This window comes from Croceimicrobium sp. (genome assembly GCF_965228705.1).
Taxonomy (GTDB): Bacteria; Bacteroidota; Bacteroidia; order Flavobacteriales; family Schleiferiaceae; genus Croceimicrobium.
The window spans coordinates 3,730,093-3,754,042 of record NZ_OZ245832.1 but is presented as its reverse complement, the minus strand read 5'-3'; the positions used below and the strand labels follow the sequence as shown (position 1 = coordinate 3,754,042).

The 23,950-nt window shown below is 44.3% G+C and carries 18 protein-coding genes; 10 read left to right on the top strand and 8 right to left on the bottom strand.

From position 1 onward, the window contains the following. Positions 1-2: 2 nt before the first annotated feature. The 3 genes from ACO05P_RS16780 to recG all read right to left on the bottom strand — a co-directional run bounded on the left by ACO05P_RS16780 (position 3) and on the right by recG (position 5,058). Positions 3-2,315, bottom strand: a complete 2,313-nt coding sequence (locus tag ACO05P_RS16780; protein ID WP_421752665.1) for a M1 family metallopeptidase — start codon at positions 2,313-2,315, stop codon at positions 3-5. Positions 2,316-2,344: 29 nt separating this feature from the next. Further along, positions 2,345-2,890, bottom strand: coding sequence for a hypothetical protein (locus ACO05P_RS16775; RefSeq protein WP_421752663.1), 546 nt, complete (start codon positions 2,888-2,890; stop codon positions 2,345-2,347). Between the two features lie 65 nt (positions 2,891-2,955). Next, the gene (recG, locus tag ACO05P_RS16770; protein ID WP_421752661.1) at positions 2,956-5,058 is read right to left on the bottom strand and encodes an ATP-dependent DNA helicase RecG; all 2,103 of its coding nucleotides are present in this window, start codon (positions 5,056-5,058) and stop codon (positions 2,956-2,958) included. A gap of 90 nt (positions 5,059-5,148) precedes the next feature. Between recG and ACO05P_RS16765 the strand changes: the two genes are divergently transcribed. From ACO05P_RS16765 to ACO05P_RS16755, 3 genes are all read left to right on the top strand, one after another. Continuing rightward, positions 5,149-7,191: a T9SS type A sorting domain-containing protein gene (locus tag ACO05P_RS16765; RefSeq protein ID WP_421752659.1), complete on the top strand. Its 2,043-nt coding sequence runs from the start codon at positions 5,149-5,151 to the stop codon at positions 7,189-7,191. 72 nt (positions 7,192-7,263) lie between these two features. Next, positions 7,264-8,061 carry an ABC transporter permease gene (locus tag ACO05P_RS16760; RefSeq protein ID WP_421752657.1) on the top strand — a complete coding sequence of 266 codons (798 nt, stop codon included), beginning with the start codon at positions 7,264-7,266 and terminating at the stop codon, positions 8,059-8,061. Then, on the top strand, positions 8,058-9,188 hold the full coding sequence (locus tag ACO05P_RS16755) for a polysaccharide ABC transporter ATP-binding protein (RefSeq protein ID WP_421752655.1): 1,131 nt from the start codon (positions 8,058-8,060) through the stop codon (positions 9,186-9,188). Before ACO05P_RS16760 ends, ACO05P_RS16755 begins: the two co-directional genes overlap by 4 nt. Here ACO05P_RS16755 and ACO05P_RS16750 read toward each other — a convergent pair. Further along, a complete protein-coding gene (locus ACO05P_RS16750; protein ID WP_421752653.1) occupies positions 9,185-9,901 on the bottom strand; it encodes a sulfotransferase family 2 domain-containing protein in 717 nt (238 codons plus the stop codon). The genes ACO05P_RS16755 and ACO05P_RS16750 overlap by 4 nt on opposite strands. An 8-nt stretch (positions 9,902-9,909) precedes the next feature. Between ACO05P_RS16750 and ACO05P_RS16745 the strand changes: the two genes are divergently transcribed. Genes ACO05P_RS16745 through ACO05P_RS16735 form a run of 3 tightly spaced genes read left to right on the top strand, consistent with a single transcriptional unit; the run spans position 9,910 to position 12,451 of the window. Next, positions 9,910-10,557 carry a sulfotransferase gene (locus ACO05P_RS16745; RefSeq protein ID WP_421752651.1) on the top strand — a complete coding sequence of 216 codons (648 nt, stop codon included), beginning with the start codon at positions 9,910-9,912 and terminating at the stop codon, positions 10,555-10,557. Next, positions 10,557-11,585 (top strand): glycosyltransferase family 2 protein, encoded by a 1,029-nt coding sequence (locus ACO05P_RS16740; RefSeq protein ID WP_421752649.1) that lies wholly within the window; start codon positions 10,557-10,559, stop codon positions 11,583-11,585. Before ACO05P_RS16745 ends, ACO05P_RS16740 begins: the two co-directional genes overlap by 1 nt. Continuing rightward, complete coding sequence (locus ACO05P_RS16735; protein WP_421752647.1) at positions 11,582-12,451, top strand: glycosyltransferase family 2 protein; 870 nt, start codon at positions 11,582-11,584, stop codon at positions 12,449-12,451. The genes ACO05P_RS16740 and ACO05P_RS16735 overlap by 4 nt, the downstream gene beginning before the upstream one ends. On the opposite strand, the gene ACO05P_RS16730 is transcribed toward ACO05P_RS16735, so the two are convergent. Continuing rightward, entirely contained in the window at positions 12,448-14,349 is a 1,902-nt protein-coding gene (locus ACO05P_RS16730) for an O-antigen ligase family protein (RefSeq protein ID WP_421752645.1), read from the bottom strand. The genes ACO05P_RS16735 and ACO05P_RS16730 overlap by 4 nt on opposite strands. A gap of 78 nt (positions 14,350-14,427) precedes the next feature. On the opposite strand from ACO05P_RS16730, the gene ACO05P_RS16725 reads away from it, so the two are divergent. Beyond that, complete coding sequence (locus ACO05P_RS16725; protein ID WP_421752643.1) at positions 14,428-15,012, top strand: YqaA family protein; 585 nt, start codon at positions 14,428-14,430, stop codon at positions 15,010-15,012. 53 nt (positions 15,013-15,065) lie between these two features. After that, positions 15,066-16,253: an aspartate aminotransferase family protein gene (locus tag ACO05P_RS16720; protein WP_421752641.1), complete on the top strand. Its 1,188-nt coding sequence runs from the start codon at positions 15,066-15,068 to the stop codon at positions 16,251-16,253. Here the strand turns inward: ACO05P_RS16720 and ACO05P_RS16715 are convergent. From ACO05P_RS16715 to ACO05P_RS16705, 3 genes are all read right to left on the bottom strand, one after another. Then, positions 16,250-16,621: a response regulator gene (locus ACO05P_RS16715; protein ID WP_421752639.1), complete on the bottom strand. Its 372-nt coding sequence runs from the start codon at positions 16,619-16,621 to the stop codon at positions 16,250-16,252. The genes ACO05P_RS16720 and ACO05P_RS16715 overlap by 4 nt on opposite strands. Continuing rightward, on the bottom strand, positions 16,621-18,570 hold the full coding sequence (locus ACO05P_RS16710; protein ID WP_421752637.1) for a sensor histidine kinase: 1,950 nt from the start codon (positions 18,568-18,570) through the stop codon (positions 16,621-16,623). The genes ACO05P_RS16715 and ACO05P_RS16710 overlap by 1 nt, the downstream gene beginning before the upstream one ends. A gap of 108 nt (positions 18,571-18,678) precedes the next feature. After that, positions 18,679-20,088 carry an FAD-binding oxidoreductase gene (locus ACO05P_RS16705; protein ID WP_421752635.1) on the bottom strand — a complete coding sequence of 470 codons (1,410 nt, stop codon included), beginning with the start codon at positions 20,086-20,088 and terminating at the stop codon, positions 18,679-18,681. Positions 20,089-20,135: 47 nt separating this feature from the next. On the opposite strand from ACO05P_RS16705, the gene ACO05P_RS16700 reads away from it, so the two are divergent. Next, positions 20,136-22,316, top strand: coding sequence for a S9 family peptidase (locus tag ACO05P_RS16700; RefSeq protein ID WP_421752633.1), 2,181 nt, complete (start codon positions 20,136-20,138; stop codon positions 22,314-22,316). Between the two features lie 60 nt (positions 22,317-22,376). Beyond that, positions 22,377-23,852 carry a peptide MFS transporter gene (locus ACO05P_RS16695; protein ID WP_421752631.1) on the top strand — a complete coding sequence of 492 codons (1,476 nt, stop codon included), beginning with the start codon at positions 22,377-22,379 and terminating at the stop codon, positions 23,850-23,852. Positions 23,853-23,950: the final 98 nt, after the last annotated feature.

Here is a 23,950-nt window from a genome sequence, read left to right as displayed (position 1 = left end):
AGCTATTCCTTCTCAAAAGTACGCTCTGCCTTTCGCTTTTGAAAATCATCCCAATCGCGCTTGGCCTTGCGATAAGCCTTTTTAAACTGGGTGGCTTCTTTGCTTTGTAAATCGAGGAGTTTCTCACGCCCCATTTTACTGAGTTTCCAGTTCTTATTTTGAAAGGCCTCAAACAATCGCTGCCAATACAAATCGGCATCAATCGGTAAATAGGATAAATAGCTCAAGGCATTCATACGGGTATTGAAATCGAAGAATGGTCCGGCAAAATCCAACATTTTGACCAAGGCCTCCTGATCTCTAAAAAAGGCAAATCGATAAAAGAGCGTTTGTAAATAAAGTTCGTGTCCTACTATTCCCGGTTGCTCCGCCCAATGCGTATCATTGAGCCATTTCATAGTCGCCAAATTATCGGGATCAATACTGGCTTGTAAGGCAGAAGACCTCAACTCATAGGAGCCCCCGTATTGACGTAAATCTGCCAAAATCTGAGCATCAAGGTCCATTTTTTCTTTCAAAACCAAAGTCATAATTGCCTTTTGCAATTGTACATCCTTCGTGCTGCGGAGCAGGCTTTCTAGCAATGCCCTTTCTTGATTTCTATCTTTTGAAATACGGACATAAGCTTTTATCGCTTCGGCGCGAAGCCAATGAAAATTCTGCTTATCCTCAGCTACTGACTTAATAAAATCTAAATCTTCCTCCCATTGTGGCCATTCGCGCATATAGCGACAACGGGCCGACAATTGATTATTGGCTTCAAAGGCAATACGATAGTGTTCCTGAGTCATGCTTTCATCCTGCAAGTTCAGGAGCAAATCATCCACATTCGCCAAATAATAGGCCGTGCATGAATCCGGGATCAGAATCATTGAGCGCCCTTTGGGTATTTGATGATTTTGAAAGCGCCATGTCCCATTCACCAAAAAGGCGAACTTCAATTCTTGAGGCATGGCTTCACTTAAATCAGTTACCAGAGCCTCTTTTATAGGACTGTGTCTAATGCGTAAGGATGGTTCCTTCTTTCCATAAAGCCATAGATCGAAAAAGGATCGAATGTCTTTATCACTGTGCTTTTCAAATAGGGCGATCAAATCTTCATTCTGTACCACTTGGTGAGCATAACGATGCAAATAATCGTCAATCGTCATGCGGTATACCGAGTCGCCTACATAGTTCCGAAGCATATGCAATAGCCAGCCCCCCTTTTGGTAAAAGCGCTCCACTCCCGCTTTGGGATGTGCCAAGGGAAGGCTATCACGAGCGGCGGCCCCCTCTATTAACTCTCGAGCCTTAAACAACTCCCAATCATAATGATTGGAACCATAAAGCTCTTCTTCACTTAACCACTGATAATAAGTCGCAAAACCTTCATGTAGCCAATGATGCTCAGAGCCCTCTGCAGTCACCAAATTCCCGAACCATTGATGCGCAAACTCATGGGCATCTACATAGGTGTAATTACGATCATTAAAGGCAATGGAATCCACCAGAAAAAAATCTCCAAAAATGGTCGCACAGGTATTCTCCATAGCCCCATGACGGAAGTCCATTACCGGTGCTTGCTTGTAATTACGCCAGGGATATTCATAATTGATTTCCTCTTCCAAAAAAGAAGCAATATGTTGATGTCGATAATAGTACCAAGCGCTATCTGCAATTCGATCAGGATAATGATATAAGATATGAGGCCTCCCCTTTACCATTTGAGCACTGGCAACATAGTTCCCTAAAGCCATGGCGATCAGATAGGAACTCATGGGCTTATTCATACTGTAATACCAATGGTTCTCGCCTTCTTTAGTCACCATGGAATCCAGTAGACCATTGCTCATTATTTGATAATCGGAATTAAAAATCCACTCAGCTGAAAAGAGAATTTTATCAGTTTGATCATCATGATGAGGAATCCAATGTCGATGATCAATGCCCTGACCCTGCGTCCAAATTTGTCGGCGGGCCCGGCGTGTCTCATCTTGCCAGCCAATAAAATAAATTCCTTTATTAGGCTTTGCTTCATACTCAATTCGCAGTTGAAGCTCACCGCTGGCACCTTCCTTTATAGGAATGAAAAGAGCGGTATCATTTTGCACAAAATCCCAATCTTCACCATTCAATTGCAAGGATTTAATTTCCATGCGAATGGCATTGAGCACCAATTGATCTACTTCCTCATTTACTGCTACTTGATGGTAGACAGTTCCTAAAACCTTTTCTTCAATGGTGTCGAAGCGCGCCACCAAATGCAGACTTTTAAAATCCTGAGCCCGCAGGCCCGATAGCAACACAAAAAAAAGACCGATGCTTAAAAACATCGGTCTATATAAAGAGCACTTATTTAAGGTCATTTCTTTCGGGTAAGCTTGATCTCACGAGCCGATCCTTCGGCCTTCATCTCGCGAAGATACAATTCCAGTTCTGTTTGCGACATTCCACTGAGGTCGCGCTTACCACTGGAAGGATTCACGATATACACCTTGAAATATTGGTCAACATCAGGAGGAGTAGATTGTAGGTCGGAATCTTTACAAATAAAACCTACATAACCTACGCCATAGTACAAACTAAACTCGCGGGTATAACCATCGAAGTTAATGGTGTTTGGCAGCGTATAAGTAGTTCCGCCGTCAATCTGATAGCCAATCACCAATCCATTATCGAAGGTATATTGATCAATCTCAGGGGCATTGAATTCCTGGTAATACTGATAATCGATTTCACCAGGATTATTAAAGGGCAACCAGTTCTCAAAAAGAGCGGTGGCATCAATAATACGATAACTTAATCCGGGTCCGGGAGGGCCTTGTGGACCAACCGGTCCGGGCACATTACTTTCATAAGAACAAGAGGCTATGCTGAGGCCCAAGAGGAGTACAATTAGCTTTTTCATTGTGATGGTTTTTGCGTTCCATCAACAACATAAAAATATCATGCCAAAAAATGGGTAGCTTGCTTTTAGGCGATACGTCCCCAGTCGATTTTACCGGACTTTCGCTTGGCAAACTCCTCCAATATACTCTGATGCTCAGCTGCTTTTAAGGAGGGATCGGCATTGAATAAATCTTGTAAGGCCCGACGTGATAAATCCATAATTGGAGTATCCTGCCTAAGGTCGGCTAGTTTAAGATTGAGCATACCACTTTGCTGGGTTCCGGTTAAATCTCCCGGTCCTCGTAATTTGAGATCTACATCGGCAATCTCAAAACCATCCTGGGTGCGCACCATGGTCTTCATTCGAACCTGAGCATCCCGACTTAATTTCGGACCGGTCATTAAAATGCAATAGCTCTTTTCGGCACCACGCCCTACCCTGCCGCGTAACTGATGCAATTGACTCAAGCCAAAGCGCTCGGCTGATTCAATCACCATCACTGAGGCATTAGGCACATTCACCCCCACTTCAATTACTGTGGTCGCCACCATGATCTGAGTTTTCCCCGAAGCAAAGCGTTGCATTTCAAAATCCTTATCCTCGGGCTTCATCTTCCCATGCACCACACTTACCTGATACTTAGGCCGAGGAAAAGCACGACAAATACTTTCATAACCATCCATCAGATCCTTATAATCCATTTTCTCCGACTCTTCAATCAGCGGATAAACGATATACACCTGTCGCCCCTTTTCAATCTCCGACTCTAAAAAGCCAAAGAGCTTATTGCGATCTTTATCAAAGGCATGGCTTGTGGTGATAGGCTTTCTACCCGGAGGCAATTCATCAATCACCGAAAGGTCCAAATTGCCATAAATACTCATGGCTAGGGTACGTGGAATGGGAGTAGCCGTCATTACCAAAATATGAGGCGGTAGTTTGTTTTTCTTCCAAAGCTTGGCCCGTTGCGCTACGCCAAAACGATGTTGCTCATCCACTACCGCCAGGCCCAGGTTTTTATACTTCACCTTATCTTCCAATAAGGCATGGGTGCCGATTAAAATGTGAAGTTCCCCCGATTGCAATTTTTCATGGATTACCTTCCGGTCAGCGGTCTTTACCGAGCCCGTTAACAAGGCTACTTCCAAAGGAGAATCTTCCAATAATTCGCGAATACCCTGATAATGCTGTTGGGCTAAAATTTCGGTAGGTGCCATTAAGCAAGCCTGAAAACCATTATCAATAGCAATTAACATCGCCATTAAAGCTACCATGGTTTTGCCGGATCCTACATCCCCCTGAAGGAGGCGATTCATATGCTTGCCATAGCGCATATCCTGCCGAATTTCCTTGAGCACTCTTTTTTGGGCTCCCGTTAATTCGAAGGGTAAAACCTTCTCGTAAAAATGATTGAAGTGTGCGCCGACTTCCGCGAAAGCGAAACTTTGAAAGTCCCGGTGATGCTGACGTTTTTGAGCAGCCATTTCCATTTGAAAAAAGAAAAGCTCCTCAAACTTCAAGCGTGTACGTGCCGCCTCCGCTTTATCAATACTACTGGGAAAGTGAATTTGCATTAAGGCTTCTTCCCGTGGCATTAGGGCATAACGCTCCCGAAAATGAGCCGGAAAGAAATCCGGCAAGGCCCCTTTTAACTGAGGTAAGAGCACCTTGGTTAATTTGGCCAAACCCCGATTATTCAATCCTTTCTGATTGAGCTTGTCTGTGCTAGGATACAGTGGCTGCAATCCCCGCAAAGGGCTGCGTTTAAAATCGGCTTCCAAATCTAATTCAGGATGCGGAAAACTTAATCCGCCATTAAAGAAATTGGGCTTACCGTAAAGCACGTAGTCCTGATGCAATTTTAAGGACTTCTGAATCCATTGCACCCCTTTAAACCAAACCAATTCTACCTCTCCGGTATCGTCCTGAAAAGTAGCTTTCAAACGACCACCGCGACCCTTGGGGCCTTGCACTTCCATATTGGTAATACGACCCTTAATCTGCACCTCAGCGGCGGTACCTCCAAGTTCTTTGATTTTGTAAAAACGGCTGCGATCTACATAGCGATAAGGATACAATTGCAATAAATCGGCATAGCGAAAGATCTGCAATTCCTTTTTCAGTAAATCCGCTTTAGCCGGCCCTACTCCTTTCAGGTATTCAATGGCAGTGCTTAGGATGGACATAAAAACAAATATAGAACGAGCACTCATTGCCAAGCCGAAGTGTAGCGGCATTTTTTTAACTTGAGCGGTTTAATTCCCTATGCCCTTCGTATGAAGAAAACTTTACTTCTCTGCCTTCTTAGTTTGAGTGTAATGGGCCAAAGCCTGCAATTAGCCTGGTTTACTCAAAATGATCAATTCAATATCATCGACAGCCAAATGGATGCCTTTGGGAATATCATTGTGGCCGGAACTTTTTCAGGCATTGTCGATTTTGATCATGGCCCACATGCCCGAATCGATACTGCGGTTGGAATCTACGATATGTTTATTGCCAAATACGATGCTTATGGCAATCTCAAATGGGCTCATTCTTTGGGCAATAATAATCCGGAAAAAATTACGGCTATTGATACCGATATCAATGGCAATGTATATGCTGTGGGTGAATTTACCCGTACCCTCGATTTCGACCCTGGACCTGGAGTAGTTAACCTTACCGCCGCTGGTTATGCCGATGTGTTTCTATGGGTAATTAAAGCCAATGGAGATTTAATGTATGCCAAGGTATTTGGGGATCGCTCCTTAGAAAGCCCAAACGATATTGATGTAAACAATAATGGTGATATCGTAATCGGCGGTTTCTTCTGGGGCAATTCCGATATGGACCCCAGTGTAGGTGGTTACGCTCCGGTAAACTCACTGGGCAGAGGAGATGTTTTCATCATGCGCTTGCATCCGGGAGGAAACATTTGGTGGGTTCGCTCTGTAGGTTCTGCCCTCGAAGACCAGGCCTTGAACGTAAAAATCGCTGATAATGGCGACGTTTATGCCCAGGGCTTTTTTAATGATTCGGTCGACTTTGACCCCGACACTACTGCCGGGGAAGAATATTGGCTCAATACCAATTCTGGGGATGGTTTCTTTTTAAAGCTCAATCCATTTGGCCTCTTTGTTTCGGCTTTCAACAGTGAAATTATACCGCAGAAGATGCAAATGCAAAATAGCGAAACCCTCTATTTCTCAGGTTATTTCACCGGAACCAAAGATTTTGACCCCGATACTGCCTCCGTGCTTAACCTAAGTGCGGTAGGTAACCAAAACCCTCTTTTTGTATGGAAACTTGACACCAGTTGGTCGGTCGACTGGGCTCGAATGTGGGGTGATGCGGAAATTGGCAAAAACAGCCTTTTCCTCAATCGGGATGGCTCAGGAGGTGCTATTGTTTCGGCACCTTATTCCGGAAGTATAGATCTCGACCCTAGCCTGGGAGCCAATATGAAAACTTCCAAAGGATTGCAGGACATCTTCGTTGCTCAGATTGATTCGGCAGGCAATTACCTCTACGGTGAATCCTGGGGTGGCAGCCAAATCGACTATCCCGCCCTGGCCATGGCCAATAACCGAGGCGAAATATATGTGGCTGGTCGCTTTGAAAGCCTCATGGATTTCGATCCCGACCCAAATATTGTAGACAATGGTCAAAGTCCCGGCCTCGAATCTTTCATGCTTAAACTTACCTATTGCCAGGAAGGCTATGGTTATGACACCATTCAGGCTTGTAATTCCTATACCTGGATCAATAGCTTTACCTATCACGATACCCGCAGTGGGGATCGCTATATAATCCCCAACTCATCTGGCTGTGATTCCTTAGTGTACCTGGCTTTAACTATGAATTTCATCGATTCATCAGCCACTTTGGTTAATGATACCACTTTTAGAGCCAATCAATTTGGAGCCACCTACCAATGGTTAATTTGCGATAGTCTCTTAAGTCCGATTCCCGGTGCAACCGGTCGCGAATTTCATCCCGATACCAGCGGACAATTTGCGGTGATTGTAGACAATGGGAATTGCATTGACACCAGTGCCTGCCTGCAATACTGGGAACCTATCGGCCTGGAAGAAAATGACTACACTCAAATTAGTGCTTATCCAAACCCATCCAATGGACTGGTCCATTTAGATGCTCCTTACGAATTACATGGCACGCAAGTACTGCTCACCGATTTACAGGGTCGTATCTTATTTAAAGATCAAATTGAAGGTTCTGAAGACTATTCATTCCAATTACCGGAGCAGGCTGGCATTTACCTCTTGCACCTAAATCGCGAAGGAGAACGAAGAACTTTAAGGCTGGCCCGGAACTAGAAGCTTCAAGGCCGCTATATTTGTGACATCGCAAAGAATAGCTACATACTAATAAAGTCGGGCCGCCAAAGTTTGGCCAGCCAATGGAAAGAGCTGATGCAATACCGCAGTTTGGGCGTCAGCCTGGCACGTCGCGATTTTAAGGTACGCTATGCCCAAACCATGCTGGGCGCCCTTTGGGCAGTACTACAGCCTGTACTTTCTTTGGCAGTACTCTATTTAGTGTTTCAGCGCGCATTACAGGCCAACACGCAAGGCATCCCTTTTTTAAGCTACACGCTTAGTGGTTTAATCTTTTGGGGCTTTTTCAATTACAATTTGAGTCAAGGTGCAGCCTCCCTCATTCAGGCCCGGACCATGCTGCAGAAAATCTATTTTCCACGTATACTTTTAGTGCTTTCCAAAAGTTTAGTGGCCTCCGTAGATCTCATTTTCGTACTTATTCTGTTTGTTTTTGTGGCTTTCGCCGATGCGCATTTCACGCTTTTAAGTCTGGGCAGTTTTGTAGCGGCTCTCTTCATTAGCTTTTTCGCTTCACAGGGCCTGGCCCTATGGTTTGCCGCGCTGAGCTTACGATTCCGCGACCTCCAACAGATTATTCCCTTCTTTGCTCAAATGCTGTTTTTTCTGAGCCCCATTGCTTATAGTCCGGAATTATGGTATACCGCCCTGGATGAGAAATATCAAATCTTGCTCTACCTAAACCCCATGATGGGCATCCTGGAAATATGGCGAGCCGGAATATTCGAATTGGGCTTTCAGGCCAATAATAGTGGTATTAGCTTAAGCATTGTATTCTCATTAGCACTCTTCCTGAGTGGCTGGATATACTTCCAAAAAGTAGAACGTAAAATGGCCGATCTCCTGTGAAAAAGGCCCTCGAAATACAAGGCATTTCCAAGCAATATCGTATTGCGGGCAAGGAGCATTTTTTGGCTCTGGACAATATCAATCTCGACTTAGAGCAAGGTGAAGTTTTAGGCTTAATTGGTGCCAATGGCGCGGGTAAATCTACCTTACTAAAAATCCTTAGCCGCATTACCGCACCAACGAAAGGACAGATTAAGGTGCATGGCAAAATGGCCTCCCTGCTTGAAGTAGGCACCGGCTTTCATCCCGAATTAAGTGGTAGAGAAAATATTCACCTCAATGGTAGTATACTGGGTATGAGCAGAGCTTCCATTAAAGCGCGCTTTGATGAAATTGTAGAATTTGCGGGAGTAAGTCGTTTTTTGGATATGCCGGTAAAGCGCTACAGCAGCGGCATGTTTGTGCGGCTGGCCTTTTCGGTGGCTGCACATCTGGACTCGGATATATTACTCATCGATGAAGTATTAGCGGTGGGCGATGCCGACTTCCAAAAGAAATGCCTCGCTCGCATGGAAGACATTTCCAAGGCCCAGGCCCGCAGCATAGTTTTCGTAAGTCATAATATGGGGGCTATTAACAGCCTCTGCGATCGAGTAGCCTGGATCAATCAAGGTATACTACAAGCCACCGGAGCGCCTAATGAAATGATTGAGCAATACTTAGGCGGACTGGAACAGCTAAACGCCGATAGTAATCCGGCGGAACGTACCGATCGCGAGGGTGATGGCCGGGCTCGCTTCCAGCGGATTGAAGTAAAAGCCAAAGACGGATCCAAGCTTCTTAAAAGTGGGGAAAGCCTCCTACTTAACTTGGCATGGGAGAGTTCCGCGCAAGCCAAAGAAATTCGCTTAGAGCTACATCTATTCAACAGTCGTGGTAATTACCTCAGCAGCTTCCAACATCAATTAAAAGGAGATCTGCAAAAGGCACAATTAAGCATTCCTGAGCTGCCCTTAATGGCGGGACGCTTTTTCTTTAATGCCCATATTTATTTGGATGGCATTCGCGCCGATTTCCTGGGTAGAGCCTGTTATTTTGAAGTGCTTAGCGAAGAATGGCAGCAAAATGAAGTGGCGGTGCAAAGGCAAAATCCTGGGGTAGAGATCAAAAGCTCTTGGCAGTCTTAGGAGAATAGGCCCTTCAACTTCAGTTTTATACCCTTACCAAAAGGAAGCTTTTTATTCCGATTAAAAATCGCTCTTGCCTCTACCACTAATTGGGCATCAAAGCGATTTAAATCGGCAATTGAATCGCGGTATTTTGCATTGAGTTCCTGCCACAATTCTTGGGAAGCGCGGGTATTTAAATGGGGATGATAATAGCTCTCAAAACCCAGCTTCAGGCTTAAGTCCAGAGCGGCTTTCGCCATTTGATCGGCCGTAGCCACCCAATCAAAATCATAGAGTTGATCTACCGCCTTTAGGTAGCTTTCCTCATTTACATGTCCCTCATGCCATTGACCAGAAAGCATGCGTACTTGCCAATTATCGGCATAGGTACTTTGCAGAAAATCTTCGAAACTCGAATAGGATGCAAACTCCTTTTGCAGGCGCTCTTCTTTAGAATGGGCTAAATGCACATAGCGTGAAATTACCCGATCGCTGGCCTCCCTTAACATGGTGGCCTTATAATAGTTTGGCGCTGCCTTCAAAAGCTTGGCGCTGAAATGCCCGTGAATAAAGGGTATCCCCGCTTGAATCGCATCGGCCAAAGCCACTTTATCATCACCAGCAATGAGGGCAGATTGCTCCAAACCGTAGTGCTGATGTAAAATATTCACCAGAGTGCTGCCTCCTGTTTTAGGCAAGTGCAGAAAAATTATCTTTCTTTGATCACTCATTGAATGCAATGCGTCCTCCATTCATCATTATTGGTATGCACCGTAGCGGCACCTCCATACTCACAAAAGTACTGGAGAAATCCGGCATCTTTATGGGTGTGGTGAAGGATCATAATTATGAGGCCATGCACTTCCTTAGTATCAATCAACAAGTTTTATGGAAAAGCGGCGCCGATTGGCATAAGCCCAAAGTCCCTGAAAAGCTGCACTGGCATGAGATTCCTGCCCAGGAACTTTTTAGAGAACACTTCCGGTTAAATGGTAGATTGGCCCAATTACGTCAAGCCCTACGCAATGAAAAATGGGGTTGGAAAGATCCCCGGAACACCTTCACCTTAGATATGTGGCTGGCTAATTTTCCCGGTGCTAAGGTGATTCACTTGCTCCGCAATGAAGAGGATGTGGTAGCATCCTTGCAAAAGCGAAATGAGCTCAACGGCGAAGTATTTGCCCCCGAACTTAAAGACCCGACTTATTGCCATCAGCTTTGCCAGGATTATGTGAAACAAGGTCGCAGTTTTGCCCAAAAGCTTGGCGATCATTATCTGGAACTGGAATATGAAAAACTTCGTGCTCAGGATTCCGCCAGTATCGAAGCCCTCGAAAAGTTTACCGGCTTAGCTCTCAAGGCCAACTTTAAGAAATACCTGCGTTAATGCCCAAGCTCACGATCATTGTTCCCAATTATCAGCATGAGGCCTATTTGGCGCAGCGCCTGGAAAGCATTAAAAACCAAAGCTTTCAAGACTATGAGGTGATATTATTGGATGATGCCAGTAAAGATGGTAGTGCCGGGATACTCCAGGCTTATGCCGATGCGAATCCGGAATGGCAGCTTATCCTCAATGATCAAAACAGTGGCAGTCCTTTTAAGCAATGGAACAAGGGGGTAGCTCTGGCTCAGGGCGAATACATTTGGGTGGCCGAAAGTGATGATTTAGCCCATCCTGATCTCTTGGCAGCCTTAGTACCATTATTGGATGAAAACCCGCAGGTTGGTATTGCTTATGCCCAATCAATGTTGATTGATGAGGCGGGACATGAATTAAACAGCTACGAAGAAAACCTTCGCTTCCTTTATAAGTCAAAGGCCTGGCAAGAGGATTTTATTATTAATGGCAAAGAAGCCTGTCGGAATTGGTTGTTTTTCCACAATCCCATTCCCAATGCCAGCGGCGCCCTTTTTCGCAAATCTGCTTATTTAGAAGCAGGTGGTGGTGACCCTCAAATGCGCTTAAATGGTGATTGGTACTTATATGCTAAAATCCTCCTGCATTACGACCTGGCCTTTAAAGCCGAAATCCTCAACTACTTTAGAGTCCATACACAAACCCAAAGGAGTCGCTCGCGTAAGCAGGCCTCAGTTTATAAAGAACTTATAGCGATCAATCAACTTTTAAGAGAGGGGATTCCAGATGCGAATAAGGAAGCCGATGCCGCCATGGATGAATTTGCCAATTGGTGGATTGGCAATCTTCCTTACCACAGTTTAAACTCTGAAAACCGGGCGCTAAACAAAGTGCATTTTCGCATTTTCGGAGAGTATAAGAACAATTTGGTTTGGCGAATCTTTATTACCTATGTAATATCCTACCTACGTGACTTTTTAAAATGGATAGGATTATTAAAGCCTCTGAAAAAATTACGCAGCCAAATTTTTCCAGGTAAATATTGGAATTCATGAGTCAGCCCTTTTACTCGGTTATCATTCCGGTTTACAATGCCATCGAAACACTCGAAGACTGCCTTGAATCTGTTTGGTCGCAGAGTTTCAGCGACTACGAAATCATTATAACCAATGATGGCAGCAACGATGGCAGTGGAGAAATGCTTAAGCAATGGTTTGAAGACAAAGGGCTCTTGGCCTATCAAATTATTGAACAAGAAAACCTGGGTTTGGGTGCGGCTCGCAATGCAGCTATTGCTCAAGCCCGAGGTAAGTTTTGTGCACTCTTAGATGCTGATGACCTTTGGCATCCGGAAAAGCTAAGTGCCTGCTATGAATTTTTAAAATCAGCCCCAGAAACTGCGGTGCTCTACCATAGCGTGGAGAATTTTGGCCGTAAGCAAAGTCGGCGCCCCACCTTCCCAATCCAGTCGCTAAAGGACTTAATTCTTTTGGGTTGCCCATTGGTGCCATCGGCTAGTATTATCCGCACCGACCTAGCGCAAGAGCACCCTTTCCAAACCAATTTAGATTACCACGGCGCCGAAGATTTATACCTCTGGCTCGAATTGCTTATCGCTGGAGAGCAATTGCATTATTGGCCTGAAGCCCTTACTTATTACCGCGAAGAAGGTGGCATGAGCAGTAATATTGACGAACACTTGCATAAGGTTACTAATGTGTACGAGCATTTTTACCGCGAGGATCTTATCACAAAACAGTATTATGAGCGTGCTACGCAAAGAAAGTATTACGAGGCGGCACGTTTCTACCAAAAACGAGGTAAGCATGATAAGGCTCAGCAATTCTACTCAGTTGCAGATGCTAAAAGCTTAAAAATCTTAGGCCTGAGAATATTAAATGCTATTGGCCTGAGCATTTAATTCAGGAGACCACGCTTCTGCCGATAGGCCCGCACATAATCTACCGGATTTACCAATTGCCCACTTTGCTTTAAATGTTCCATCATGGGAGCATAGCGACCGTGTTGAGGATAAGTCTCAAGGCTCCCGCGAAGAGCCTGGGCTAAATCCTGCATATAACGTTCATTATTACTGGTAGGTGGATACATATTTAAGGTACCCAATGCATCTGGATACTCCTTACGCTTCAAGTGAATTTCGGCCTTCATTAAAAGCAACATTTCAAAATGCGGCGATATTTCCAAAACACTATCGGCCAGAGCCAAAGCCCTATTATCCTCACCTTGACGCGCATAATACTGTGTAAAAGCCTCCAATACTAAGATATTATAAGGTGCAAAGTTTCGGGCCATATCCAAGTCTACCTTGGCCTGTGGCAAGCGATCCGTAAACATATAAGCCTTACCGCTATAATAGGGCAAGGGATTCGCATAATTATCCAGGGTATACCATTGCGCATCAAATGCCGCCTCGGTAGCCTTTATCAAGCTTTTAGGATTTTGATCGGCATTAGCCTTCATGACCAAATCTATTTTCGACTCTCCCTGATAGCGCTGATAATTCACGAATATGCTTAAAGCTAGCATAGGAACTAAAGCATAGGCCAAATATCCTTGCTCCTTAGCTTTAGGAGCACTGGCCCAAGCAATTGCCAAAATCAACATCAAGAAAAAACTATGACTGGCTCTTTCGAGAGGGAAGTCACTAAATGAAAATACCGCCAGGGACACCAAGCCAAATAGAGCGGCGAGATTTACTATTTGCTGCTCCTTATTTAAGCCTGCACCTAAGTTTCGCAGCAATTGAAAAAGAGTCAATACAAAGAGGCCTAAATAAAGGATCAAGCCCAAAGGTCCGGTTTCGGCCCATAGCCAAAGAAAGTCATTATGGGGTCTTTGAATATGAGTAATCCCCTGCATGGTAGAATGATCCACCTTGGCTAATCCATACTTGGGGAAAATGATTTTCCAGTTGCCCGCTCCCACTCCGGTAACCGGATGTTCTTTAATCATTTCCATGCTGTTCTCCCAAAAAGCCAAACGTTTCTGAACATTGCTGCTATTAGTAAAACCTGCCTTGATTTGTGGCGAAAGAAATAAGGCTAGTAAAATTAGCAGGGCCCCTCCACTAAAAATGAAAAGCCATTTGCGCGGAATTTTGATGTCGACGGGTTTTTTAAATTGAAGCACCAAAGCGCTAAAAACTGCCGCCCCGAACAAGGCCAGCCAAACCCCACGGGTCCGAAGAACGAACATTTCGATCAACATTAAAAGGGCCATTAGCATCGCTACTCGCGACCAAACTCCTTTTAATAAAGCCCAGGAAGCCAAAACAAAGGGGAAGCTCAACATTAAGGCTGATGCCAGCAAGTTTTTATGTCCGAAGGTGCCGGTTATTTGATAAATGTCGTCAAAGAAATCACCGCTCCCCATGGCTTTTAAAAGGTAATATGCCGCCGGTAAGGCCGCTGCCATAGCGAATATTAATAGGCCCTTCAACAAATCATGCCAGGCAAATTGCGCTTCTTTGATTTGATAATAAAGAATGAAGAAATAAGGACTAAAGGCAAAAACCCTTGCCGCTACGCCCCAGCTTTCTGAAGGATTGTAGGCCCAACTCAGGCTGATTAATTGCAAAAGCCCAAAGAGTATTAAAAGAATGCTTATTAATCGGGGAAAGGTGCTTTTAAGAATCTTGCGATCCAGTAGCAAAACACCCAGAGCAAAAACACCTAAAAGCAAATAGCGCGATACCAGCGTTTCATCTTGCAAAGCCTTCAGTCGAAAAAGAGGCAGCATTAACATCAATAACCAAAACAACCAGCTAAAGGCTTTACTTGAGTTTGGGGATTTTGCCATTTAAAAAAGGAATTTGCGCTAATGTAAAGTTTTCGCCTTTTTCATAGGGACGCTGGCAGGCGCTAAATTTGTGCACTTATGCCCGAAAAACAAAAACCACAGGAAAAGCCCAAAAGCAGTAAGCAATTTATTCGTGAAAATATCGCGAAGTTGATTTGGACGTTCGTGATTTTCATGGGGTTTATTTGGGCGGTGAATTACTTTCTCATTGATGTAAATGAACTGAGTTTCTGGCTAAATGAAAAAATGCCAGTGTGGAGCGTGTTCCTGCTATTCTTTTCCAGTGAAAGCTTGCTGGGCATATTACCCCCGGACCTCTTCATCATTTGGAGCCAGTCACTTCCAGAGCCCTGGCTATCCTTAACTGTTCTGGCCTTTTTAAGCTATGTAGGCGGAATCATCTCTTTTGGAATTGGCAGGCTTCTCAATCGAATTCCTGCTATAGACCGATTAGTTCACAAGCGTTATACGAAGCTTAGCGAAGAGTTCCGCACCTTTGGCGCCCTGGCAATTTTTTTAGCCGCCTTAACCCCCTTGCCTTTTTCTCCTGTTTCCATAATTGCCGGCAGCCTCGATTATCCCCTGGCTCGCTATTTACTAGTGGCCCTGAGCCGTATTTTGCGATACTTTATCTACGCCAGCTTCCTCTTTTACCTCTATTGATTTATTCTTTACCCGGCATTGCGCTTACTGCGCTGCAATTCTAAATTTGCCCTATGAACAGAGAGGAAGAAATATTCCGCAAGCATCTGGCAATGACCACCCCTTTTCCCATTGCCATCGAAATTGAAAAAGCTGAAGGTTCCTGGCTATACGGACCGAATGGCGAAAAGTACTTGGATTTTATTTCCGGGGTTTCGGTAAGTAATCTAGGACATGGTCATCCTGCAATAAAGCAAGCCATCCATGAGCAGGTTGAAAAGCACCTCCACATTATGGTTTATGGGGAGTATGTGCAATCCACACCCAATCGCTTGGCCGAGCGCTTAGCCGGAATACTTCCCGAAAAATTAAACTGTTCCTACTTTGTAAACAGCGGCGCCGAAAGCATTGAAGGCGCCTTAAAACTGGCCAAAAGGTATACGGAAAGAACCGAGCTTATTGGTTTTCGCGGCTCTTACCATGGTAGTACCCACGGTGCTTTAAGCCTAAGTGGCAACGAAACCAAGAAAAGAGCCTTCCGTCCATTGCTCCCTGATGTGCGCTTTTTGAATTTCAATAAGATGGAGGAGCTGCAGCAAATTACCGAGCGCACCGCTGCCGTTTTAGTGGAAACCATTCAGGGTGATGCTGGGGTGCGTATTCCCGATAAAGCCTATATGCAAGCCCTGCGCACGCGTTGTTCGGAGGTAGGTGCCTTGCTTATTTTGGATGAGATTCAAACGGGCATTGGCCGCTGTGGAACCTGGTTTGCCTTTGAGCAATTTGATATCGTACCGGATATCCTTTGCACGGCCAAAGCTTTGGGTGGAGGTCTCCCCTTGGGAGCCTTTATCAGTGATCAGAAAATAATGCAATGCCTTAGCGAAAGACCAATGTTAGGTCACATCACCACTTTTGGCGGTAATCCGGTGGCCTGCGCTGCGGCGGATGCGACCTTAAAAGTAATTGAAGATGAAAGGCTTTTGGACTCGATTGAAAAAAAGGGAGCTCTGATTGAAAGTCTTTTACAAAATCCACGCATCAAAGAAGTTCGTCGACGCGGACTTTTCTTCGCCATCGATTTTGAAAGTGCGGAGGAAGTAATGCAGATTGTGCAAGGATTACAGAAAAAAGGGCTTTTAAGCTTTTGGTTCTTGAGCTGTCCGCATAGTTTCAGGATTGCGCCCCCACTCAATATTTCGGAGGAAGATATTCGCTGGGCTTGCGAGCTTATTCAAGAGGAAATTACCAGACTGGACTAAAGCTCGATTCTTTCGAGTTTGGCTGAAGATAAAGGTTTTTCGATATAGCTATTAACGATCGGGCTTTGTTCGGCTTGTTGCAAATCGGATGGATCGATGCTGGAGGAAAGCATGTGTATATTAAAATTAATTTCCATTCCGCTAGCAATCAAAGCGTCTAAAAAGTCAAATCCATTCATTACTGGCATTTTAATATCCAGTAAAACACAGTTAGGCTTACAAGCTCCGGACCTTAGCATTTCCAAAGCATGTTCTCCTCCATTTGCCTTATAAATTTCAACTTCGGAATCATAGCGTTCCAAAGTCTTTTCATTGATCATAAGGTCAATAGGATTGTCATCAATGAGGAGGACAACTTTAGACATCATTATCTATTTTTGGGTAATAGGAGAGTAAAGGTACTACCTTTTTTCTCTTTAGAGTCTACAATTATTTCCCCATTTAAATTATCCATAACTTCTTTTAGAATATACAGACCTAAACCTGAACCGGGATGTTCGGATTTCACTTTAAAGAACATATCAAAAAGATTGGCTTGCTTAGCCTTGGGGATACCTAATCCATTATCTGAAACGCTTATCTCCCAATGATTATCACGACTGGAAACTTTAAGCTTGACCCAAGATTCTGATTTCGAAACATCACGATACTTTATCGCATTAGAAATTAAATTATTAATCACAATTTCAATACGATAAGAATCACTTTTTATGGTTGAAACCTCGAATTCTTTTCGGAATTTTAATTCACGGTAACCCGGAATAAAACGAAACTTCTGTTCCATATCCCGGATTAACTCCTCAAGGTCAATTTCCTCTTCTTCAATTACAAAGCGTTTATTGCGAGAATACTCGAGAGTATTGCGGATATAACTATCCATGCTCTCGGTTGCATCCAAAAGCATTTTACCATAAAGCTTGGTTTCCGGCAATTGCTGCGAATTCTCAATCAGGTTCACCAAACCCATGATACTGGACAGCGGTGCACGTAAATCATGAGAAATGCTGTATACAAATTGATCGAGTTCCTTATTGCTTTTTTCCAGATCCGAATTTTGGACACGCAGGGTTCGGTTGGCATTGTATAGCGCAGAAACGTCTTCAATCAACATGGTAACACCAAAAATTTGACCTTCTCGATCTTTAGCGGGGGCAAAATTTATTTTCAATTGGAAATCTCGGTTCCGATGTTTCCAACTTAGATATTCTTCAGAATGCTGGCCATTTAAAGCGGTACTTGCCATTCGCTTAAAATGAGCACTAAATTCCTTGGGGATTAAGCTTCGAAATGAACGTCCTTCTTTAATATTAACCCCTGTAAACCTTCGCCAAGCCCGATATGCAGCGGAGTTACAAGACATTAATTCGAACTTATCATTAAAAAGCAAGAAGCTATTAGGGGTAGAGTTAATAATGGCCAAATGCCTTTGCTCCAATTGCGAAAGCTCCTCACGAGAAGTCATTTCCTCAATTCTCACACTTAAGACTTCCGCCGCTCGCTCCAACAAATCTTGATGTATAGGACGGAAATAATTGACTTTATCGCTCTCGCAATCAATTACTCCAAATACCTTTCCCCTTACCATAATAGGTACGGCTACCTCAGAACCTGCTTCGAAATGCTGTTGAATATAACGGGGATCCGTACGACTATCTGCCGTCATATAGGAAACCGCAGAAGTTGCAACATAGCCGGTAATTCCTGCTGAAAAGGGAACCTTAATACCCACCGCTACTTCTCTTTCTCCAATTCTCTGATTACCATGAGCCGCAATTGGCACCAGAACATTGCCTTTGCGCAGTAAAATCATTGCATCCGGCAAATAGAGTTTGGAGAGCAATTCATCTACCAAAACCCATAGCAGTTCATCTACCTCCTGAACCTTAATAGCCTTGGCCAGAAATTCGATCTTAAGCTGATTAAAACGATGTTCGAGGAAGGTATCACTGAGCTCATCAAAACCAATGGCATAGTATTTCACCTCCCCAGAATCCAAAACCAATTGAACCTCGGCATCAATGCGCGTTTCTTGCTTGGGCCAATGATCCAGGGTAGAAAACTGATATTGCAATTGAGCGGCATTAAGCTTTTTAAATGCTTCCAGCCAAATACGACTGTGCCCTTCGGTATCTTTATTAAATAGGTCGAGAAGTGAAAGCCCACCTTTAGGATTGTACCCCATCTCCTCCATCAAATGACGATAGGAGCGATTCAGGTAGAGGAAATTAAACTCAGCATCCAAAATCGCGCAATACTCACGATTTAGATCGCCCAGCAGTTCCAACAATGACGAATCTAGGGGTAAAGTAGCTTTCATAATGTTCCGATCCCTAAAGTACAAATTTGCCAGCACTATGCCCGTAAATTCTAGATATCCAGTAGCTTTTCATCGATAAGCCTATTTTTTATCTAGAAGCTAGTTCCCTCATTGATTTGGAAATAGTTTCCCAGGATTGAGAATTTGTTGGGGGTCAAAAAGATTTTTTAGAGATCGCTGAATTTGTAATTCTGCCTCTCTAAATACGATATCCAGGTAATCCTTTTGGACATAGCCAATTCCATGCTCCCCACTAATCGTACCTCCCAATTCCTTAACCAGAGTAAAGAGCTCTCGAATACCCTTGGGCAATTCTTCCTTCCAGGCCTGATCGCTCATTTCATTTTTCAAGATATTCACATGGAGGTTGCCATCACCGGCATGACCGTAACAAACTGAATGAAAGCCATATTTCGCACCTAATTCCTTCACCCCTCTCAGGAGTTTCGCTAATTCGGCCCTTGGCACAACCGTATCTTCCTCCTTATAAACAGAATGCGATTTAACAGCCTCTCCCACTTTGCGCCGAAGCTTCCAAAGGGCTGCCTTTTCTTGCGCACTTTCCGCAAAGAGAACTTCCCCGGCTTCAAACTCTTCTACAATATCGGCAATGGCCATGCATTCTTGCATTAATACCTCCGTACTATTCCCATCCACCTCTACCAATAAATGAGCTTGTACCTCCGGACCAATGGGCAGGCTAACACCATCTACATATTGTAAGGTATAATCAATCGCATCGCGTTCCATAAACTCCATGGCTGAGGGCGTAATTCCGGCTTGAAAAATGGCCGATACGGCCTCACAAGCCTTTTCAGCCGATTGAAAGGGGATCAACATCAGTCGATCATGTTGAGGATAGGGTATCAATCGAAATACGGCCTTGGTGATTAGCCCCAAGGTTCCTTCACTACCCACCATTAGTTGGGTAAGATTATAGCCGGTACTATTCTTAAGCACCCGAGCTCCGGTTCTTATTAAAGTCCCATCGGCCAAAGCCACTTCCAAATCTAAAACATAGGCATTGGTAACTCCGTACTTCACCGCTTTGGGTCCACCGGCGTTCAAGGCTAAATTCCCCCCGAGGGTGCAAGAGCCCCAACTGCTGGGGTCCGGCGGATAAAAAAGTCCCTTCTCTTTGCAGGCTTCATGGAACACCTGATTGATAACACCAGGCTCTACAGTAGCCTGCAAATTTCGCTCATCTATTTCGAGGATTCGGTTAAGCTTTTCCGTCGACAAAACCACTCCACCGTAAACGGGCAATGCTCCCCCACTTAATCCGGTGCGGGCGCCACTGGTATAAACCGGAATTTGGCGGCTATTACAGTGCTTCAAAATTTGCGCTACGGCCTCTGCGCTATTTGGCTTAAGCACCAAATCGGGTGTAAATTGATAATCCTCGGTCTCATCATGACCATAAGGCTCCCGCTGCTCGAGATCTGTAATTATTTCCGACTCCTCCAAAAAGGAAGCAAAGTGTTTCAGGTCCTCATTATCCAACCGGCGATAGTCCATAGGTCTCTCTAAAATATTCTAATTTAGGCGCGCTTAAAATTCAGGCAATGTTCTATCGCAACTTAGTTATTGTTTTTGTAATTCTCATCGCCCCAGGCAGCCTTCTGGCCCAAAATCGCGATGTTACTGTTCAAGATGTTTGGCGTGGTACTTTTTACGCACGTAGTACCAGCGGTTTACGCAGTATGAACGACGGTTTGCACTTTACCGTTTTAAATGGTGCCGATGGCAGTATTGATAAATACAGCTATGAAAGTGGTGAAAAAGTAGCCACCCTTCTTTCATCCAAAGAAATTGAAAAGAAAACCGGTCAAAGCATCAAATTTGACAGCTATCAGTTTAATGCCACCGAAGACAAGGTATTGCTGGGCACCGAAACAGAATCCATCTATCGTCACTCTTCCAAGAGCTACTATTTCATTTACGATTTAAAGGAAGGCAGCTTAAGCAAGGTAGAGGCTGAGGGCAAACAACAATTAGCCGACCTCTCTCCCACCGAAAACAAGGTGGCCTATGTGTACCAAAACAAAATGCATGTGCAGGATTTGGATGGAAAATCTGAGTCGATCAGTTTTGGTGAAGGCAAAGAAAATGCCTTAATCGCCGGTGCCGTAGATTGGGTGTACGAAGAAGAATTTAGCTTCCACAAAGGTTTCCACTGGTCGCCCGATGGGCAGTATATCGCCTATTACCAATTTGATGAGTCTGAAGTACCCACCTTCTCCATGGATGTGTACGGACAAGCCTTATACCCATCTCAAGATGTATTTAAATACCCCAAAGCGGGTGAAGTGAACTCCAAAGTGAGCATCCATATTTACGATGTAAAGAATCAAAAGGATTTTAAAGTAGAACTACCCATGGCGGTAGAATACTACCCTCGTATTAAGTGGACCAGCGAAGCCGATGAATTGGTGATCACCACTTTGAACCGCCATCAAGATCATTTAATCTTATGGGAAGTAGAAGTTGAAAAGAAAGGTCTGGAAGTAGAAAAGCTCTACGAAGAAAAGGCGCCTGCCTATTTAGAGATCCATGATAATCTGCGATTCCTGGACGATAATAGTTTTATCTGGACCAGCGAAAAAGACGGCTATAATCATATTTACCACTACAGTGAAGAAGGAGAACTAGTTCGTCAGATCACCAAAGGTGAATGGGAAGTAACCGAGTTTTACGGCTATGAACCGGGCAGTGGTTATTTGTACTATCAAAGTGCCGAAGAGTCACCCATCCGCCGTAGCGTTTACCGTGTGAAATTAGATGGAAGCGGCAAAGAAAAACTCAGCACTAAAAAGGGTTGGAACGATGCGACCTTCAGCAGTGGCTTCCAGTTTTACATTAACCGCTATTCCAGCGCCAGCACCCCCACTCTTGAGACCTTACATCGTTCGAACGGAAAAGAAGTGCGGGTGATAAATGATAATGAGGGCACCAAAAAACGCATGGACATGTTCCGTTTGTCGCCCAAAGAATTTATTCAAATCCCCAATGAGGAAGGCACCCAATTGAATGCCTGGATGATTAAGCCTCTGGATTTTGATGCTTCTAAAAGCTATCCAGTATTAATGTTTGTTTACGGTGGACCCGGATCCCAAACCGTGGAGGACAGCTACGATGCCTTTAACGGATTCTGGTATCAGGCCTTAGCCGCCAAAGGATACATTGTAGTAAGTGTAGATAATCGCGGTACCGGAGCCCGTGGACGTGATTTCCGTACCCAAACCTATCAGCAATTAGGAAAGCTGGAGACTGAAGATCAGATAGCTGCCGCCAAATGGTTAGCCAAGCAAAAGTATGTAGATGGTGAGCGCATTGGTATTTGGGGATGGAGCTATGGTGGCTATATGAGCAGCTTAGGCATTACCAAAGGGGCCGATGTATTTAAAATGGCCATCGCAGTTGCTCCGGTAACCAACTGGCGATTTTACGATAATATTTATACCGAGCGCTATATGCGTACTCCGCAGGAAAACCCTGATGGATATGATGATAATAGTCCTATTAATCACGTAGATAAATTAGAAGGAGCCTACTTCCTGGTGCACGGTAGCGCCGATGATAATGTGCATGTTCAAAACACGATGCGCATGATTAGCGCTTTGGTTAAAGCAGATAAGCAATTCGACCTTTTCATTTATCCGGATAAGAACCACGGAATCTACGGGGGCAATACCCGTAATCACCTGTACACCAAGATGACTGAGTTCATTGAGGAGAACCTTTAAAAAGCCAATCACCTTTGGATTAATTTTTGTTAATTCGACGGTCAAATTAAAATCCTAAAAATGTCAAACACCGATCTAACGAAACAGGGTCACCCTAACGGATTATACATTCTGTTTTTCTCCGAGATGTGGGAACGCTTCTGTTACTACGGAATGCGCGTACTGCTTACCTTATATCTGGTAAAATCATTAATGAAAGGAGATGCGGAAGCTTCTCTGATCTACGGAGCCTACACAGGACTGGTATACGCCGCAGCGGTTTTAGGAGGCCGATTGGCCGACCGTTATTTGGGTTATCGTTTAGCGATTTTGTTAGGATCGGTCTTAATGGCCATTGGGGAGTTTATGATTCTGGGTGGCGACGAAACCTGGTTACTGCTGGGTATGGGCGCCATTATTGTTGGTAATGGCTACTTCAAAGCGAATATCTCCACTATTGTAGGAAAGCTTTATGAAGACAACGATCCTCGCCGAGATTCTGGTTTCACCATTTTCTATATCGGTATTAATATCGGCTCTCTCTTAGCCACCACATTGGTCGCTTATATTGGAGAAACCTACGGCTTTAAATACGGCTTCTTTATGGCCGGTATCGGAATGCTGTCGGCTCTGGTTATCTTCTGGTTTGGTCGTCATCGTTACGCTGCCGCCGATGGCTTGGATATTCGTCCAGCCGCTCGTGAAAAAGCCTTTGGTGGAATTAGCTGGTTAACGGTAATTATCGTTGGATCTTTATTAACCATCCCCGCTTGTTACTTATTAATCTGGCAAAACCAAATTATGGACTTCCTTCTCTTAGGTGTCTTTATTGCGGTAGCCTACAGCTTAATTAAAGCGGGTATTGATAAAGGCCCTATTTGGCGTGATCGAATGATTGCTCTAGTCATCTTTATCATTATTAATATTGCCTTCTGGGCCAGCTTCGAACAAGCCGGAACCTCACTTACCTTATTTGCGGATCGAAATGTAGACCGCTTCATTTTTGGCTGGGAAATGCCAGCTTCGATGACACAGTTCTTTAACCCCGCTTTTATTATCATCTTCGGATCGATCTTTTCAGTAATGTGGGTTAAGCTTACAGAGATTGGTAAGAACCCCAGCATCCCAATGAAATTCTCTTACGGTATTTTACAGCTGGGATTAGGCTTCCTGGTAACCTTGTTCTTCAGCCAATTTGCTGTTGACTACAAAGTTCCATTAATCACCTTATTACTCTTATACCTCTTGCATACCACCGGAGAGCTTTTCTTATCACCTATCGGTTTAAGTATGGTAACCAAATTAGCACCTAAAGAAATTGCAGGAGCTGCGATGGGTGGCTGGTTCTTGAGTTATGCCATTGCCAACTTCGTAGCCGGTAAGATTGCAGCTTTAACCGGAGTAGAAGAAGGTGGCGGCGGTGAGTTGGACCTGGCTGCCGGTTTCGACACCTATATTGGGGTATTCTCTAATATTGGCTTTGTGCTGCTGGGAATTGCGGTGGTAATCGCCTTCTTCAGTAAACCACTAAACAAATTGATGCACGGCGTACGCTAAGCATCAAAAGCAAATAAATTTTAAGCCATCAGCTTTCGGGTTGATGGCTTTTTTTGTCTCTAGCATAAGATACTCTGCTTTAAAATCTCGAAATTGAG

Coding starts and splice junctions, on each gene's coding strand:
- ACO05P_RS16780 (WP_421752665.1), bottom strand. CDS start 2,315: ATGTTTTTAAGCATCGGTCTTTTTTTTGTGTTGCTATCGGGCCTGCGG.
- ACO05P_RS16775 (WP_421752663.1), bottom strand. CDS start 2,890: ATGAAAAAGCTAATTGTACTCCTCTTGGGCCTCAGCATAGCCTCTTGT.
- recG (WP_421752661.1), bottom strand. CDS start 5,058: ATGTCCATCCTAAGCACTGCCATTGAATACCTGAAAGGAGTAGGGCCG.
- ACO05P_RS16765 (WP_421752659.1), top strand. CDS start 5,149: ATGAAGAAAACTTTACTTCTCTGCCTTCTTAGTTTGAGTGTAATGGGC.
- ACO05P_RS16750 (WP_421752653.1), bottom strand. CDS start 9,901: ATGAGTGATCAAAGAAAGATAATTTTTCTGCACTTGCCTAAAACAGGA.
- ACO05P_RS16745 (WP_421752651.1), top strand. CDS start 9,910: ATGCGTCCTCCATTCATCATTATTGGTATGCACCGTAGCGGCACCTCC.
- ACO05P_RS16740 (WP_421752649.1), top strand. CDS start 10,557: ATGCCCAAGCTCACGATCATTGTTCCCAATTATCAGCATGAGGCCTAT.
- ACO05P_RS16735 (WP_421752647.1), top strand. CDS start 11,582: ATGAGTCAGCCCTTTTACTCGGTTATCATTCCGGTTTACAATGCCATC.
- ACO05P_RS16730 (WP_421752645.1), bottom strand. CDS start 14,349: ATGGCAAAATCCCCAAACTCAAGTAAAGCCTTTAGCTGGTTGTTTTGG.
- ACO05P_RS16725 (WP_421752643.1), top strand. CDS start 14,428: ATGCCCGAAAAACAAAAACCACAGGAAAAGCCCAAAAGCAGTAAGCAA.
- ACO05P_RS16720 (WP_421752641.1), top strand. CDS start 15,066: ATGAACAGAGAGGAAGAAATATTCCGCAAGCATCTGGCAATGACCACC.
- ACO05P_RS16715 (WP_421752639.1), bottom strand. CDS start 16,621: ATGATGTCTAAAGTTGTCCTCCTCATTGATGACAATCCTATTGACCTT.
- ACO05P_RS16710 (WP_421752637.1), bottom strand. CDS start 18,570: ATGAAAGCTACTTTACCCCTAGATTCGTCATTGTTGGAACTGCTGGGC.
- ACO05P_RS16705 (WP_421752635.1), bottom strand. CDS start 20,088: ATGGACTATCGCCGGTTGGATAATGAGGACCTGAAACACTTTGCTTCC.
- ACO05P_RS16700 (WP_421752633.1), top strand. CDS start 20,136: ATGTTCTATCGCAACTTAGTTATTGTTTTTGTAATTCTCATCGCCCCA.
- ACO05P_RS16695 (WP_421752631.1), top strand. CDS start 22,377: ATGTCAAACACCGATCTAACGAAACAGGGTCACCCTAACGGATTATAC.